Annotated in this window: 14 protein-coding genes; 8 read left to right on the top strand and 6 right to left on the bottom strand. The window is 64.6% G+C overall.

All coding sequences use genetic code 11. The features are described 5' to 3' along the window. From ligD to IB259_RS25875, 4 genes are all read left to right on the top strand, one after another. The gene (gene ligD, locus IB259_RS25890) at nt 1-2,526 is read left to right on the top strand and encodes a DNA ligase D (RefSeq protein WP_192330476.1); all 2,526 of its coding nucleotides are present in this window, start codon (nt 1-3) and stop codon (nt 2,524-2,526) included. A 135-nt stretch (nt 2,527-2,661) separates the two neighbouring features. Then, entirely contained in the window at nt 2,662-3,141 is a 480-nt protein-coding gene (locus IB259_RS25885) for a carboxymuconolactone decarboxylase family protein (RefSeq protein ID WP_054455873.1), read from the top strand. Nucleotides 3,142-3,150: 9 nt separating this feature from the next. Further along, nucleotides 3,151-3,906 carry an SDR family oxidoreductase gene (locus IB259_RS25880; RefSeq protein WP_192330473.1) on the top strand — a complete coding sequence of 252 codons (756 nt, stop codon included), beginning with the start codon at nt 3,151-3,153 and terminating at the stop codon, nt 3,904-3,906. Between the two features lie 20 nt (nt 3,907-3,926). Beyond that, nucleotides 3,927-4,421, top strand: coding sequence for an Ohr family peroxiredoxin (locus IB259_RS25875; RefSeq protein WP_054455086.1), 495 nt, complete (start codon nt 3,927-3,929; stop codon nt 4,419-4,421). A 3-nt stretch (nt 4,422-4,424) separates the two neighbouring features. Here the strand turns inward: IB259_RS25875 and IB259_RS25870 are convergent, their stop codons facing one another. The 4 genes from IB259_RS25870 to IB259_RS25855 all read right to left on the bottom strand — a co-directional run bounded on the left by IB259_RS25870 (nt 4,425) and on the right by IB259_RS25855 (nt 8,139). Continuing rightward, nucleotides 4,425-5,429: a LysR family transcriptional regulator gene (locus IB259_RS25870; RefSeq protein WP_054455083.1), complete on the bottom strand. Its 1,005-nt coding sequence runs from the start codon at nt 5,427-5,429 to the stop codon at nt 4,425-4,427. 140 nt (nt 5,430-5,569) lie between these two features. Beyond that, the gene (locus tag IB259_RS25865; protein WP_054455081.1) at nt 5,570-6,004 is read right to left on the bottom strand and encodes a cupin domain-containing protein; all 435 of its coding nucleotides are present in this window, start codon (nt 6,002-6,004) and stop codon (nt 5,570-5,572) included. A 118-nt stretch (nt 6,005-6,122) separates the two neighbouring features. Then, on the bottom strand, nt 6,123-7,001 hold the full coding sequence (locus IB259_RS25860; protein ID WP_054455078.1) for an RNA polymerase sigma-70 factor: 879 nt from the start codon (nt 6,999-7,001) through the stop codon (nt 6,123-6,125). A 136-nt stretch (nt 7,002-7,137) separates the two neighbouring features. Further along, nucleotides 7,138-8,139 carry a bestrophin family protein gene (locus IB259_RS25855; protein ID WP_175161160.1) on the bottom strand — a complete coding sequence of 334 codons (1,002 nt, stop codon included), beginning with the start codon at nt 8,137-8,139 and terminating at the stop codon, nt 7,138-7,140. Between the two features lie 438 nt (nt 8,140-8,577). On the opposite strand from IB259_RS25855, the gene IB259_RS25850 reads away from it, so the two are divergent. The 4 genes from IB259_RS25850 (at nt 8,578) to IB259_RS25835 (ending at nt 12,758) form a co-directional block, all read left to right on the top strand. Beyond that, nucleotides 8,578-9,411: an alpha/beta fold hydrolase gene (locus tag IB259_RS25850; RefSeq protein ID WP_370528720.1), complete on the top strand. Its 834-nt coding sequence runs from the start codon at nt 8,578-8,580 to the stop codon at nt 9,409-9,411. 27 nt (nt 9,412-9,438) lie between these two features. Then, a complete protein-coding gene (locus IB259_RS25845) occupies nt 9,439-10,338 on the top strand; it encodes an MBL fold metallo-hydrolase (protein ID WP_192330469.1) in 900 nt (299 codons plus the stop codon). A 69-nt stretch (nt 10,339-10,407) separates the two neighbouring features. Next, a complete protein-coding gene (locus tag IB259_RS25840; protein ID WP_054455070.1) occupies nt 10,408-11,157 on the top strand; it encodes an SDR family NAD(P)-dependent oxidoreductase in 750 nt (249 codons plus the stop codon). 680 nt (nt 11,158-11,837) lie between these two features. After that, nucleotides 11,838-12,758: a LysR family transcriptional regulator gene (locus IB259_RS25835; protein WP_166738350.1), complete on the top strand. Its 921-nt coding sequence runs from the start codon at nt 11,838-11,840 to the stop codon at nt 12,756-12,758. 34 nt (nt 12,759-12,792) lie between these two features. On the opposite strand, the gene IB259_RS25830 is transcribed toward IB259_RS25835, so the two are convergent. Together IB259_RS25830 and IB259_RS25825 are read right to left on the bottom strand one after the other, a co-directional pair. Beyond that, nucleotides 12,793-13,785, bottom strand: a complete 993-nt coding sequence (locus IB259_RS25830) for a tripartite tricarboxylate transporter substrate binding protein (protein WP_225596944.1) — start codon at nt 13,783-13,785, stop codon at nt 12,793-12,795. A 181-nt stretch (nt 13,786-13,966) separates the two neighbouring features. Beyond that, on the bottom strand, nt 13,967-14,212 hold the full coding sequence (locus IB259_RS25825) for a hypothetical protein (RefSeq protein WP_054455066.1): 246 nt from the start codon (nt 14,210-14,212) through the stop codon (nt 13,967-13,969). Between the last annotated feature and the right edge of the window lie 90 nt (nt 14,213-14,302).

Here is a 14,302-nt window from a genome sequence, read left to right as displayed (position 1 = left end):
ATGGCGGCCAGCCTGAAGAAATACCGCGAGAAGCGCAATTTCGCCGTCACGCCGGAACCGGCGGAAGGCGGTGAATCAGGCGGCGCAGACCTGGTGTTCGTCATACAAAAGCACTGGGCCAGCCGCCTGCACTATGACTTCCGCCTGGAGCTGGATGGCGCGATGAAAAGCTGGGCGGTGCCGAAAGGGCCGTCGTTCGATCCCTCCGTCAAGCGCATGGCGGTGCAGGTCGAAGACCATCCCATCGCGTACAACCAGTTCGAAGGCACCATCCCCGAGGGGCAGTACGGGGCCGGCAAGGTGATCATCTGGGACGAGGGGCGCTGGACGCCTATAGGCGATCCGCGCAAGGGATACAAGACAGGCCATCTGAAGTTCACGCTCGACGGCGTGAAGCTGCGCGGGCGCTGGGCGCTGATCCGCATGAAGGGCAAAGAGAGCGATCGCCAGCCGCCCTGGCTGTTGATCAAGGAAAACGACGAGTACGCGCGGCCAGACCAGGATTTCAGCGTCGTGGATGAGATGCCGGACAGCGTGGTGCCGCTGCGCACGAAGAAGAAGGCGGCTGCGCGCAGCAAACCGCAAGCCCGCGCCGTGAATGCAACAGAATCCGCCGCGGCCTTGCCGGGCAAGGCCGCTCCCCTGCCCGTGTCGCTCAAGCCTCAGCTGGCCACCCTGGTCGACGGCGTGCCGCGGGGCGCGGACGACTGGTCCTATGAAATGAAGTTCGACGGCTACCGGATCCTGGCCAGGCTGGATGGCGGCAGCGCGAAGCTGTACACGCGCAACGGCCACGATTGGACAGCCAGGATTTCGCGGCTGGCCCAGGAGCTGGCGGCACTGGAGATCGCCAATGCCTGGATCGACGGCGAGATCGTGGTGCTGACGCGCGAAGGCGTGCCCAGCTTCCAGGCCTTGCAGAACGCCTTCGATGCCGCGAGCACGGCGGATATCGTCTTCTACGCCTTCGACCTGCCCTACGTCGCGGGACGCGACCTGCGCGACGAGCCTCTCAGGCTGCGGCGGGACCTGCTGCGGCAGGTCATCGCCAGGTGCAAGGGCCAGCACGTGAAGTTCAGCGAGGCCTTCGATAAGCCGCCGGCAGACCTGGTCGCTTCGGCCTGCAAGCTGGGCCTGGAGGGGATCATCGGCAAGCGTCTGTCCGCGCCCTATGTGTCGCGCCGCACGGACGACTGGATCAAGCTCAAGTGCACCAAGCGCCAGGAATTCGTCATCGTGGGCTACACCGAGCCCAAGGGCAGCCGCCAGGGCTTTGGCGCGCTGCTGCTGGCGGTGCACGAGCCGGATGGCGGGCTGCGCTACGCCGGCAATGTGGGCACGGGTTTCGACGACAGGACGCTGCTGGACCTGCATCGCAAGCTGGCCGGCATTGAACAAGAAACCAGCGCGTTGACCCAGGGCAAGCCGCGCGCCCTCAAGCAGGTCCATTGGGTCCAGCCCACGCTGGTGGGAGAGGTTTCGTTCGGCGAATGGACTGGCGACGGCCATGTGCGCCATTCGACCTTCCGCGGGCTGCGGACCGACAAACCCCCCAAGAAGATCACGCGCGAGGTTGCCATGCCGGCTGAAAAGATATCCACCCGCGAACGCCCCGCCAAGGCCTTGAAAGAGGGCGCGGCAACGCCGCCGAAGGGAATGAAACTGTCCAATCCCGACCGCGTCATAGATCCCTCTTCGGGAGCGACCAAGCTCGATCTGGCGCGCTATTACGGGTTGGTGGCGCCACTGATGATGCCGCACCTGCGCGGCCGCCCGGTTTCCTTCGTCAGGGCGCCCGCGGGGATCCAGGGTCAGCACTTCTTCCAGCGGCACTCGGAATCACCCATCGCGGGGGTGCTGGCGCTGCCTGAACGCCTGTACCCAGAGCATCCGCCGCTCATGGAAATCTCGAACGAAGCGGCGATACTCGCTGCCGCCCAACTGAACGTGGTGGAGTTCCATACCTGGAATGCGATCAAGACCTCGATCGCCAAGCCGGACCGGATGCTGTTCGACCTGGACCCTGGAGAAGGGGTGGATTGGCCTGCCGTGCAGCAGGGCGCGGAGCTGGTGCGCGTGCTGCTTCAGGAGCTAGGCCTGCGCGGCTGGCTGAAGACCAGCGGCGGCAAGGGCCTGCATGTGGTCGTGCCGATCCGCAAGCAATACGGCTGGGACGCCGTGAAGGACTTTTCCGAAGCCATGGTGCGCCATCTGGCGCAAACGCTGCCGAAGCTGTTCGTCGCCAAAAGCGGGCCCAAGAACCGCGTGGGCAAGATATTCGCCGATTACCTGCGCAACGGCTTCGGCGCCACGACCGTGGCGGCCTGGTCGGCCCGGGCCCGGCCCGGCCTGGGCGTGTCCGTACCGGTCCGCTGGGACGAACTGGACGGGCTGAAAGGCTCGGCGCAATGGACCATCGCCAACATCCACACCCGCCTGGATGCGGGCAACGAGCCTTGGGACGATTACGCGCCCCAGGCCATCGGCCGGGCCATGAAACAACTCGGGATCGAACCGAAATCCTGAACCTGAACATGGCCGTCAGCGCGCGCTGACGATTGTTGCCGCCGCGGCAACATCATGGTCCCCTCCGCGGGCCTACTGCCGTTTTGCCGGCAGACCTACGATTTGGGCGTCGTTCAACCCATCGAGGAAGTCACCATGAGTCAACGTCTGAATGCCTTTGCGCAATCGCCCGAACTGTTCAAGAAATTCGTCGAGTTCGGCATGCTCCTGAAGTCCGGCGCGATCGAGCAATCGATCCTGCGCCTGGTCGAAATCCGCGCTTCGCAGATCAACGGCTGCGGCTTCTGCCTGGACATGCATGTGAAGGATGCCAAGATCCACGGCGAAGGCGAACTGCGCCTGCATCACGTGGCGATCTGGCGCGAATCGACCGAGTTTTCGCCGCGTGAACGCGCCTGCCTGGCCTGGACCGAAGCGCTGACCACGCTGGCCGCGCAGGGCGTGCCCGACGAGATCTATGAACGCGTCCGCACGCAACTGTCCGAAAAGGAAATCTCGGACCTCAGCTTCGCCGTCATGGCGATCAATGGCTGGAACCGCCTGAACGTGGGCTTCCGCACCGTGCCGGGTTCTGCCGACAAGGCATATGGCCTGGATAAGGCCAAGTTCAACTAAGGGACTACCATGAAAATCCTGGTTATCGGCGGCACGGGCCTGATCGGCTCCAAACTCGTCAAACTGCTGACTGAGCGCGGCCATGAGGCGATTGCCGCATCGCCCGCCACGGGCGTCAACACCATGACTGGCGAGGGCCTGGACGCCGCGCTCGCCGGCGTCGACACGGTGGTCGACGTCGCCAACTCGCCGTCGTTCGAAGACCGCGCCGTGCTGGATTTCTTCCAGACCTCGGGGCGCAACCTGTTGGCGGCGGAGGCCCGCGCCGGCGTGCGCCACCACGTCGCGCTGTCGGTGGTCGGCACGCAGCGCCTGGCCGAAAGCGGCTACTTCCGCGGCAAGATCGCGCAGGAAGCGCTGATCGTGGCTGCTGGAATCCCGTACACCATCGTGCATAGCACCCAGTTCTTCGAATTCCTGGGCGGTATCGTGCAGTCGGGGACCGAAGGGGCGGAAGTGCGGCTGTCGCCCGCCTACGTCCAGCCCATTGCGTCGGACGACGTCGCCCTGGCCATGGCCGACGCCACGCTGGCGCCGCCGGTGAACGGCATCGTCGAAATCGCTGGCCCCGAGCGGGTACGCCTGGCCGAGCTGGTGCAGCGCTACATGGCCAAGATCGGTGACGCGCGCCCCGTGCGGGCGGACACCGGCGCGCGCTATTTCGGCGCGCTGCTCGATGACGACACGCTGGTTCCGGGAGCCGGCCCGCGCCTGGGCCAGATCGGCTTCGAAACCTGGTTCAGCCGTTCGGGCGCAAGAAAGTAGCGGCAGGCGCAAGGACCCTCATGAGCAAACTGCGGCCTCCTCCCCAGAGTCTCCTGGACAAGTACCGGGGGAAGGATTTCCATCCCCTGTACACCACCAGCGTGACGGTGCGCGGCGGGGAGGCCGCGCATGGACGCGCCTCCGGCATGGCCATTTCGGACGATGGCGAGCTGATCGTGGAACTGCGCCTGCCGGTGGAGCTGGGCGGCACGGGCGGGGGCACCAACCCCGAACAGCTATTCGCCGCCGGCTATGCGGCGTGCTTCCACGGCGCGCTCAGCATGCTGGCCGAACGCGCCGGCCTGGCCATCCCGGACGCTTCCGTGACGGCCACCATCTCGTTCGGCCGGGACCCCGTCGACGGCTTTTTCGCGCTGACGGCGGACGTCAATATCCACCTTCCGGGCGTGCCCACGCCCATCGCGGAAGAGCTGGTGCGCAATACGGAACGCCTGTGTCCTTACGCCAAGATGGCCCAGGGCGGGATCCAGAGCGTCGTGGCCCTGACCCAATAGCGCTCAGGCCTGTTTTGGCAGCAGGCTGTCGATGATCAGCAGGTCCTGCGCGCGGATGCTCTCGGTCATGAAATCGATGAAGACCCGCATGCGGGCGGGCAGGTGCTGGCGGCTGAGAAAGCACAGGTAGTGCCCGCGGTCGTCGGGCGAGTACTGCGGCATGCAGGCGACCAGCGTGCCTGCGCGCAGATGCTCGCAGACCTGGTACGCCGCCATCTGCGCGATGCCATGGCCGTCCAGCACGGCCTGCAGGACCAGGTCGGCATCGTTGAAGGTCAGCATGGCGGGCGGCGCGAACTTGCGCAGATGGCCGCCGACCTTGAATTCCCATTCGAATACGCGGCCGGACGCCAGCAGGAAGTTCACGCAGCTATGGCCGGACAGCTCGTCGACGCTTAGCGGCAGCCCGTGCCTGGCGGCATAGTCGGGCGAGGCGCACAGGATCATCTGCATGGGAATGACTTTCTTGGCGATCACCTGGCTGTCTTCCATGCGGCCATTGCGAAACGACACGTCGACGCGGTCCGTGGTGAAGTCGGTCGGGCCGTCATCCAGCAACAGCTCCACCGAGATGTTCGGATGCGCTTCGCGGAACGCCTTCAGCAGGGGCGCCACGACCTTGCGGCCGAAACCCACGGTGGAGCAGACGCGCACCAGGCCGGAAGGCGGGCCCTCGCGCAGGTCGCGCATGTTGTCCAGTGCCTGGATGATCCGTTCCACGCCGGGATGGCATTGCTCGTAGAAGCGCTGCCCCTCCGCGGTCAGCGAGGTGCTGCGCGTGGTGCGCACGAAGAGCCGCACGCCCAGCTGGTCTTCGAGTTTCTGCACGCTGCGGCTGACTGCCGAACGGCCTATGCCCAGCCGGTCGCCGGCCTTGGCGAAGTTGCCCTCGGCGGCGACCGCCAGGAAGGCCATGACGCCGGCATAGCTGGTGGCAAAGCTGTCGGCCAGGGAGTCCGGGCCGTTCGCGGGAGGGGTGACCGGGGAGGCTGGGATAGGGGTAGGCATGGTGGCAGCGCCGCAAGTTGGTTGATCCTACCTGCTAAGACGTTGCGCTGGACGGTTTTGTGACGCCTCCTTGAAAAAAATGGCCATCCCCGGGCGGGGAGACACCCGGGGATGGCCAGGAAGGGATAAATATCCGTCCCTTATTGAACGGGGATCAGGGCGGGAGCGCCCTTTTTCTTGATCAGCACGACCACGAACTTGGCCGGCTTGGTCTGGCTGGCGTTGCGGCCCACGGTGTGGATGTCGTCCGGCCCTTCGTAGAAGGTCTGGCCCGGGGTCAGCGTCACTTCCTTGCCGCCTTTGACCTGCATGACGATGCTGCCCTCCAGCACATAGACGAAGGCCGAGGCGTCATGGCGGTGCAAGGGGTCGGCGGCCCCGGGCGGGTAGTCGACGACGAGCATGACGGCATCCCGGCCGGGAATGTCGGGCAGGTCCTTGCTCATCACTTCGGTGACGATGGGATCGGCCGGCTTGCCGGCGGGCGCGCCGTGGTGCGATGCAGCATGGGCGGGCTGGCCCAGCAGCGCGCCGGCGGCGATGAAAGACAACGCGAGTTTGGTGAGTTTCGGCATGGCCTGTCCTGAGTGGAGTGGTGACAGGTCCATCGTAGAAGCGAGGGCGGCGCGGCGGTAGGTCCGCGCAAGGGACCACCATGTTGCCCGCGATGCACCAACGCCGCTGCGGGCGGTCTCAGCGTTGCGCCAGGGCGGCCGCGATGCGGGCCAGCTTGTCCGGATTGCGCTGCACCAGCACCCGGGTCAGGCGCTTGCCGTCCGTTTCGTAGGACTGCACCGATTCGAGATCGCCATCGATGAAGCGCAGCAAGGTCCACTGGCCGTTCACCTGGACCACCTCGGTGCGCAACGCGTCGCGGTAGCGGCGCTTGCCGGCGTAGAACAGCTGCGCCAGCCGCTTGCCGCCCACCAGGCTGGCAAAGGCGGTGACCTTGTCGCCGCCGTCGCCGATAAGTTCGGCATCGTCGCTCAGCAGCGCATGCAGGCCGTGGAAGTCGCTGCGGTCCATCGCATCGGCAAAGGTCAGCAGCAGCCGATGCAGCGTCGCGCGCGGCACGGCCTCGCGCGGGGTGCCTTGGCGCAATTGCTGCTTGGCGCGCCGCACCAGCTGGCGGACCGCGGCCTGGGTCTTGTCCAGGGTCTGCGCGATGTCCTCGTAGTCGGCGTCGAACACTTCGCGCATCAGGAAGGCCGCGCGGGCGTCCGGCGACAGGCGCTCCAGCATGAACAGAAATGCCACTGACACATCGTCGGCCAGTTCATGGATCTGTTCGGGCGTGGAAGGCGCGGCCATCAGCATCGGTTCCGGCAGCCAGACGCCCACGTAGTTTTCCCGTTCCGTGCGGGCAGCGCGCAGGCGGTCGATCGCCAGACGGGTGGTGACGGTGACGAGCCAGGCCTCGGGGTTCTCCAGCGTGGAGCGGTCCGCGCCATGCCAGCGCAGCCACGCATCCTGCACCACGTCTTCCGCCTCGGCCACCGAGCCCAGCATGCGATAGGCGATCGCGTAGAGGCGCGGGCGATGGCGGTCGAACAGGGTCACGGAGCCGGTCATGGAATGGGCCAATGCCTAGCGGAAATGGGGGGGGCGGGAGGGCAGGGTATTTTGCCGCAGCGGCCCGGGCAGGACAAGCTGCGCAAGCCTCTGCCAGCCAGTCCCGGGCGGAGGGGCGCGCCGCGTGCCGCGCGCGCTACAGCGCGATCACCGAGGCAGGCAGCGCGGGCAGGTTGGCGCTGCCTGCCATCTGCTTCAGATCCCTTTCGATCATGACGCTCAGGCGGCTGATGGGTACGTCGTTGGCGCTGCCCTCGAAGGGATTCTCCGTGCTTTCGCCCACCTGCTCGAGCGAGGTGTAGATCCACGAGATGATTACGCTGAACGGCACCGCCAGCCACGCCATCTGGCCTTGCATGTAGCCGCCGATATCCTGGCCCAGCTGGGCGAATTGGCCCGTCAGTCCGAACGGCAGCGCCACGCAGAAAGAGCGCACGAACAAGGTGTTGATGATGGCGTACTGGCGTGGATACGGAAAATTCTTGATGCGCTCGGCCTGTCCCTGCAGATCCAGCAGTTCCCGGATGCGGCTGTTGAGCTCGGCGTATTCCGCCGCGGTGATGGCGCCTGCATCCAGCAGTCCGCGGACCGCCCGGCCTTGCATTGCCAGCATTTGCGCGGCCTTGTCATCGGTCTGCATCAAACCGGCAATGTCCTGTGCCGGCAGGTAGCGGGAAAGCGCGGACTCCAGGGGCTCGGCGCGTTCCGGGATCACGTACTGCCTGCGGTATTCGGCATTGGGACGGTTGCCGACGGTCTCCCATACGCGGGCCTCGCGCAGCTGGTAGCGCAACGCCGTCAACCAAGCCAGATGCCGCTGCACCAAGGCCGTGCCGCGTTCGGCGTCGCCGACGTAGTTGCGGCTGATCACGCCCCAGTAGCGGCTGGCGCTGACAATGCTCATCCAGACCTTCTGCGCTTCGACCGTGCGCGCGTAGGTCTGCACGTTCTTGAAGCCGACGACAAAGGTGGTGGCGGTGCCCAGTAGCGAAACCACCGACAAGGGCAAGGTCAGCCATTTCAGGCCAGCCAGCTGATGGAGCAGCACTGGCGCGAAGCCCAGCGCCAGCAGGACGTAGATCTTCCTGCGGGTCCAGATGATGAACTCGCCCAGGCGATAGGATTTTCCCAGATGCATGATGTCGGCCCCCCGGTCGGCGCGCAGCGGCGCGTCTGGTGTGTATGGGTGCGCTCATCCTAAGAGCGTCGCGCGTGACGCGGTAGGGCCATGCAAGGACGCATGGTGTTGCCGGCGCGACACCAATCATCGTTTCTCCTTCCGAATAAGTGCGGCCCGCGTGACGTGGGCCTGTGTGGCGCGCGTCATGTCCATGCCGCGGCGCATTGGTGCCCGTCGCGCAACAGCGTGCTTCCCGCCGCGTGCCTACCGCGGACCAGACCGCATACCTACCATGCCCTCACTCACTTTGCCGAAACAGGAGTTCCCATGAACGACTCGCACAACCCGGCCCGCCGCAGTCTTCTTGCCGGCAGCGCCGTCCTGGCGACGGGGGCATTCGCCATCCGCGCCGAAGCAGCCGCGCAGAGCAACGCGCAATCCAACCGGAGCACGACCATGACCCGCAATACCTTCACCACCAACGACGGTACGCAGATCTACTTCAAGGATTGGGGCCAGGGCCCCGTGGTCACCTTTTCGCATGGCTGGCCGCTGAACGCGGATGCCTGGGACGGGCAGATGCACTACCTGGCGCGCAATGGCTTTCGTGTCATCGCGCATGATCGGCGCGGCCATGGCCGTTCTTCGCAGCCGTCTGCCGACAACGACATGAACGGCTATGCCGATGACCTGGCGCAGTTGATCGAGGCGCTCGATCTGAAGAACATCACCATGGTTGGCCATTCCACCGGCGGCGGCGAAGTGGCGCGCTATATCGGCCGCCACGGCAGCAAGCGCGTGGCCCGCGCGGTGCTTATCGGCGCGGTGCCGCCGGTGATGTTGAAGTCCGCTGCCAATCCCGAAGGCCTGCCTGTCGAGGTCTTCGACGGCATCCGCGCGGGCGTGGCGGGAGACCGCTCACAGTTCTACAAGGAGCTGGCGGTTCCGTTCTACGGCGCCAACCGCCCCGATGCCAAGGTCTCGCAAGGCATGCTGGACCAGTTCTGGTTGTGGAGCATGCAAAGCGGCCAGAAGAACGCCTACGAATGCGTCAAGGCGTTTTCCGAGACCGACTTCACCGAGGACCTGAAGAAGATCGACGTCCCGACCCTGTTCATGCACGGCGAAGACGATCAGATCGTGCCGGTGCACGACTCGGCGAAGAAGGCCGCGCGCCTGGTCAAGAACGCCAGGGAAATCTATTACCCCGGCGCGCCGCATGGCCTGACCGCCACCATGCAGGACCGCGTCAACGACGACCTGCTCGCCTTCATCCGCGCCACCGCCTGAACGGCGCACCTACCTGGAGTTACCGCCATGTTTGCCATTGAAAACACCGAATCCCTCGACCTGGTCCCGTCGCGCTACGCGCTGCAGATCGGCGACATCGACGCCCTGGTCGTGAGCGACGGCGTGCTGCCCCTGCCGACTTCGACCATGGCCACCAATGCCGATCCTGCCGATCTCGCGGCCTGGCTGGAACACATGTTCATGCCTCCGGACGCGTTCGACTGGCCGCTGAACGTGATGGTGGCCCGCAGCGGCGACCAGACCATCCTCATCGATGCGGGGCTGGGCGGGCAGTTCGCGGGCTTTCCGCGCGCCGGGATGTTCCCGCAGAGATTGGAGTCCGCCGGCATCGCGCTGGAATCCGTGACCGACGTGATCATCACGCACATGCACATGGACCACGTGGGCGGGCTGCTCGTGCCGGACGTCAAGGAGCGCTTGCGTCCCGACGTGCGCATCCACGTGTCCGCGACCGAAGTGGCGTTCTGGACCTCGCCGGATTTCTCGCACACCGTCATGCCCAAGCCTGTGCCTGCGGTATTGAAGTCGACGGCTACCAGCTTCTACAACGAGTACCGCGACCGGCTGCGCCTCTTCGACGATCGGCATGAGGTGGCGCCGGGCGTCATCGTGCGCTTGACCGGCGGCCATACTCCCGGGCACAGCGTGGTCGACCTGATCTCGGGCGGCGAAAGGCTGACGTTTGCTGGCGACGCCATGTTCCCGGTCGCGTTCGACCATCCCGAATGGCAAAACGGTTTCGAGCACGACCCCGAGGAATCGGCCCGCGTCCGCCTCGGTCTGTTCCAGGAGCTGGCGCAGAACCGCGGGCTGTTGGTCGCCGCCCATCTGCCGTTCCCGTCCCTGGGACGTGTGGCGGTCGACGGCGACGCGTTCCGCTGGGTGCCGGTCATCTGGGACTTTTAAGCGCGCCGATGCCGGCCGACGAGGCCTGTCGCGTCGGCCGGCGTCTTACCTGTACGAAGGAACATCATCATGAAAAAACTGTTGGGCAAGACTGCCGTCGTCACCGGCGGCAACAGCGGCATAGGCTATGCCGCGGCCGAGGCCTTCATTGCCGAAGGCGCGCGCGTGGCCATCCTCGGGCGCAGGAAAGATGCCGTCGACGCGGCGGTGGCGCAACTTGGAGCGTCCGCCTTCGGCATGGTTGGGGACGTTGCCGACCTGGCCACGCATGACCGCGTGGCGGCAGAAGTCCGTGAACGGTTCGGCGCCGTCGACATCTACATGGCCAACGCCGGCATGAATAACATCGAGCCTTCGACCGCGGTAAGCGTGGACAGCTATGACGTCCAGTTCGACACCAACACGCGCGCCGTGTTCTTCGGCGTCACCAAGGTCCTGCCGCTGGTGCGCGACGGTGGTTCCATCATCATCACTGGCTCCATCGCCAGCGCCAAAGTGCTGGAAAACCATGCGGTCTATGCCGGCTCCAAAGCCGCCATCGAGGCGTTTGCGCGCGCCTGGGCGCTGGAATTCAAGTCGCGCAAGATTCGTTTCAACGTATTGAGCCCCGGTCCTACGGATACGCCCATTCTGGAAAAGCTGGGCGTGGGCGCGGCGCATCGGCCCGCATTCGAACAGGGCATGGCCTCATTGATTCCGCTTGGGCGGCTGGCGCAATCTGCGGAATTGGCGCGCGCCGCATTGTTTCTCGCTTCGGACGACGGCGGGTTCATTACCGGGGTCAATCTGCGCGTCGACGGCGGCATCGCGCTGACTTAACTGGATCATCACTGCCTGGCAGAACGCGGGCGGACGATGGCAGGCGCTGGATCGGAAACGTTTGATTGCCTCTGCGCGTGGCGGATTTCAAATTCAGGCAACGATTGTTTATTGCCGATTCTTCACAATTTGAACAACCGATCCTGTGCAGACGTTCCAGCGCCATACGCGGCTGTCTACCCGCAGGTACTGGATCTGACCAGGTATGCGCCCGTCTGGGCGACGGCAATGTGGATTAATTTTGTTGCAGTGAAACACGCGGAATATTTCGATTATCCAGCATCCTGATCCCGCGTCGATTGGCAAACTCTTACAAGGTTGAAGCACACAAAAAAACACGAAGTTCTGATAGGGTCCATTTATGTGGAAATCTCGGAAAATTCGTTAAAATCAATTGCTTGGGATTATGAGCGGGAGCCTTGTCTCCCGCTTTGTGTTCAGATCCGCAGGTCGCCACCCGCGTCTGCGGTCCACGAAAAAAATGGGTTGACCGGCCGTATTTTTTTCTGGAATCAGCGTTTGCTGGCTAATCCAGTCAGCATTTTGATGCATTGCAGCATCGCAACAACGAAGCCCAGCTCCCTGCAGATTCTGATTCTGATGGCCTATCCCATTCCTGGCGGATTGTCCTGATGCCGGCCGGGGACTTGGGTTGCGTCTCAGGCTTAGGATATCCACGCATGAATCTCCGGTTTCTGGAAACGTTTGTCCGAGCCGCCAGGCTCAAGAAAATGACCTTGGCCGCGGAAGAACTGCACGCGTCCCAGGCGGCCATCTCTGCCCGCATCGCAGCCTTCGAGGAAGAACTGGGGGTGAGGGTCTTTGTGCGGGAGAAGGGCAAGCAACTGAGCTTGACGCCAGTCGGCGCTGAAATGCTTGGACCCGCGGAAGAACTGCTGGCTCATGCGAGAGCCTTCACCAGCCGGTTCGCGACCACGGACGTACGGCTTACCCAGATCAGCATCGGCCTGAGCGGAACCGTCGCGGAAGCCATACTCGAGCCTATGGCCGCCGCCTTGAGCAGACAATGGCCGAACGTCACCGTGCACCTGCAATCGTTGACCAGTACGGATATACGGCAGCAATTGCTTGGGGGGGCGCTCGACATCGGACTGTTGCTGGGCAGCATCGAAGAGCCGACGGTGGTCAACCGGCAATTGCTGGGGCTGGATTACGTCTGGGTCTGCAGCCCGAGCCTGATGCGCGGCGAGGTCGAGCCGTCGATGAATCAGTTGAAGCGGCTGCCTCTGCTGTCCTATCCGGTGGATTCGCTGCTGTACTCCTCGATTGCCAGCTATTTCTCCTCTCCGCAGATGCAAGGCTTCAAGTTGATCGTCGTGAGGTCGCTGACGGTCATGCTGCGGCTGGCCGTTGCGGGTGCGGGCTACGCGGTACTGCCGCTCGAACTCATCCGCGGCGAACTCGATTCGGGAAAGCTGGTGCGGCTGCCATTTCCCAGGCCCTTTCCGAAGCAGACCTACTTCGCCGCCTATGTCGACCAGCCTGCGATTCCGTTGCGCGCAGCCATGGCCGACTGCATTTGCGAGGTAGCGCGGCTGGTCTCGGATGGCGTGGCGGACGAGACAACTTTTGCCGCCTGAGCGCAGCCGGGCTTCGGTCTGCGCTGTCTGCCCCTCAGTCCGGTTCGTTGGGGGACGCCGCGATGATCTGCCGCCACGCGATGGCATCGCGCTGTATCGTCTGCGCAAACGCTTCGGGGCCGTCTCCTACCGGTTCCGCAATCTGCCTGGCGAATGTTTCCCGCAACGCGAGTTGGGCCAAGGCCAGCTGCGCGCTGCGGGCGACCTTGGCGGTGATCTCGGGCGGGGTGTCGCGCGGCGCGCAAATGCCGACCCAGCCTTCGAAGCCCAAATCGTCCAGGCCCTGTTCGGCCAAGGTCGGTACGGACGGCATCTGCGGCAGGCGCTGATCCGTGCTGACGGCCAATCCCTTGACACGGCCAGACTCGATAAAGGGCAACGCTGAAATGATGCTGTCCATCATCACGTTCACGCGCCCCGTGGCGAGATCCGCATAAGCCGGCGTGGATCCGCGGTAGGGCACATGCAGCATGTCCAGGCCATGGCGCGCGCTGACTGTCTGGCCCGCAAGGTGGGGCATGGTGTTCTTGCCGCCCGAGGCGTAGCCGTATTTGCCGGGCGCCTGTTTGGCCGCCGCGATGAATTCCCGGAGATTGTTGGCAGATACGGCCGGATCGGCCACCCAGATCGTCGGCGTATCGGCGATGTGGACGACGGGAGCCAGATCCTCGACGCGGTACGGCAAGCCGGGATAAAGCGCTGTCGCCATGACCAGGCTGCTGGTGGAGCAGAGCAGCAGGGTATATCCATCGGGGCGTGCCCGGGCGACGGCCGCCGAGCCTATAGTGCCTCCCGCGCCCGGCCGGTTTTCGATGACCAGCGGCTGGCCCAGTGCCTGGCCCACCGGGCCGGCGATCTGCCGGGCCACTGCATCATTGCCGCCGCCGGGGGGGAAAGGCACCACCAGCGTCACGGGTCTGCTTGGCCAGTCGGGGGATTCGGCCGCGTGCGCAGCGGGCGTCAGCGCGCAAGCAAGGAACAGAAGCCCGGCAATGGCGGAACCGTGCAAGGGGAGTCGGCGGATCATGCTGCTTCTTGGTGGCAAGAGTGGGTGGGCGAATTGCGCGCAACCCCGCATGCTGCCGGACATCCTTGCGTTAATGAAGCTAGAAAATACTTATTCAAATCAAAGAAAATTCATAACCTGGCTCGTTGACGACCAGGCGTCGTCGCCGGGCCGAATTGGGCCCGGCACGGTGGATACGCGTTCAATCGTCCAACGCCGGTACGGTCCCGATCTGGGCGAGGATGCGCGGCGATTCCATGTCGCCGGTTTCCTTGTCCACCAGCACTTCGTAGGCGGCAACGCCGGCGAACTTGGAGGCCATGGAGTTGGCGATGCGGATGGCGCCGAACTCGCTGCTGGCGGCGCGGATTTCACCAGGCGCGACGCCATCGGCGGCGGCGCGGTAGGGAACGACGATGTACTGAACGAGATGGGCAGCTTCTGACACAGGGTTCTCCTGGACGACAGTTTTTGGGCGAGCGAAATGTATCACGTTGTACTGTATTTTTGTACAGTATTGTTTGACACCGCGCCAACA

Source organism: Achromobacter sp. ACM04 (assembly GCF_014851465.1).
Taxonomy (GTDB): Bacteria; Pseudomonadota; Gammaproteobacteria; order Burkholderiales; family Burkholderiaceae_B; genus Achromobacter; species Achromobacter aegrifaciens.
Note: the sequence above shows the minus strand (reverse complement) of the source record. Positions and strands in the feature narration are given on the sequence as shown.

Excerpts from the sequence above, each read along its gene's own strand:
- ligD (WP_192330476.1), top strand. The coding sequence starts at position 1 with ATGGCGGCCAGCCTGAAGAAATACCGCGAGAAGCGCAATTTCGCCGTC.
- IB259_RS25885 (WP_054455873.1), top strand. The coding sequence starts at position 2,662 with ATGAGTCAACGTCTGAATGCCTTTGCGCAATCGCCCGAACTGTTCAAG.
- IB259_RS25880 (WP_192330473.1), top strand. The coding sequence starts at position 3,151 with ATGAAAATCCTGGTTATCGGCGGCACGGGCCTGATCGGCTCCAAACTC.
- IB259_RS25875 (WP_054455086.1), top strand. The coding sequence starts at position 3,927 with ATGAGCAAACTGCGGCCTCCTCCCCAGAGTCTCCTGGACAAGTACCGG.
- IB259_RS25870 (WP_054455083.1), bottom strand. The coding sequence starts at position 5,429 with ATGCCTACCCCTATCCCAGCCTCCCCGGTCACCCCTCCCGCGAACGGC.
- IB259_RS25865 (WP_054455081.1), bottom strand. The coding sequence starts at position 6,004 with ATGCCGAAACTCACCAAACTCGCGTTGTCTTTCATCGCCGCCGGCGCG.
- IB259_RS25860 (WP_054455078.1), bottom strand. The coding sequence starts at position 7,001 with ATGACCGGCTCCGTGACCCTGTTCGACCGCCATCGCCCGCGCCTCTAC.
- IB259_RS25855 (WP_175161160.1), bottom strand. The coding sequence starts at position 8,139 with ATGCATCTGGGAAAATCCTATCGCCTGGGCGAGTTCATCATCTGGACC.
- IB259_RS25850 (WP_370528720.1), top strand. The coding sequence starts at position 8,578 with ATGACCCGCAATACCTTCACCACCAACGACGGTACGCAGATCTACTTC.
- IB259_RS25845 (WP_192330469.1), top strand. The coding sequence starts at position 9,439 with ATGTTTGCCATTGAAAACACCGAATCCCTCGACCTGGTCCCGTCGCGC.
- IB259_RS25840 (WP_054455070.1), top strand. The coding sequence starts at position 10,408 with ATGAAAAAACTGTTGGGCAAGACTGCCGTCGTCACCGGCGGCAACAGC.
- IB259_RS25835 (WP_166738350.1), top strand. The coding sequence starts at position 11,838 with ATGAATCTCCGGTTTCTGGAAACGTTTGTCCGAGCCGCCAGGCTCAAG.
- IB259_RS25830 (WP_225596944.1), bottom strand. The coding sequence starts at position 13,785 with ATGATCCGCCGACTCCCCTTGCACGGTTCCGCCATTGCCGGGCTTCTG.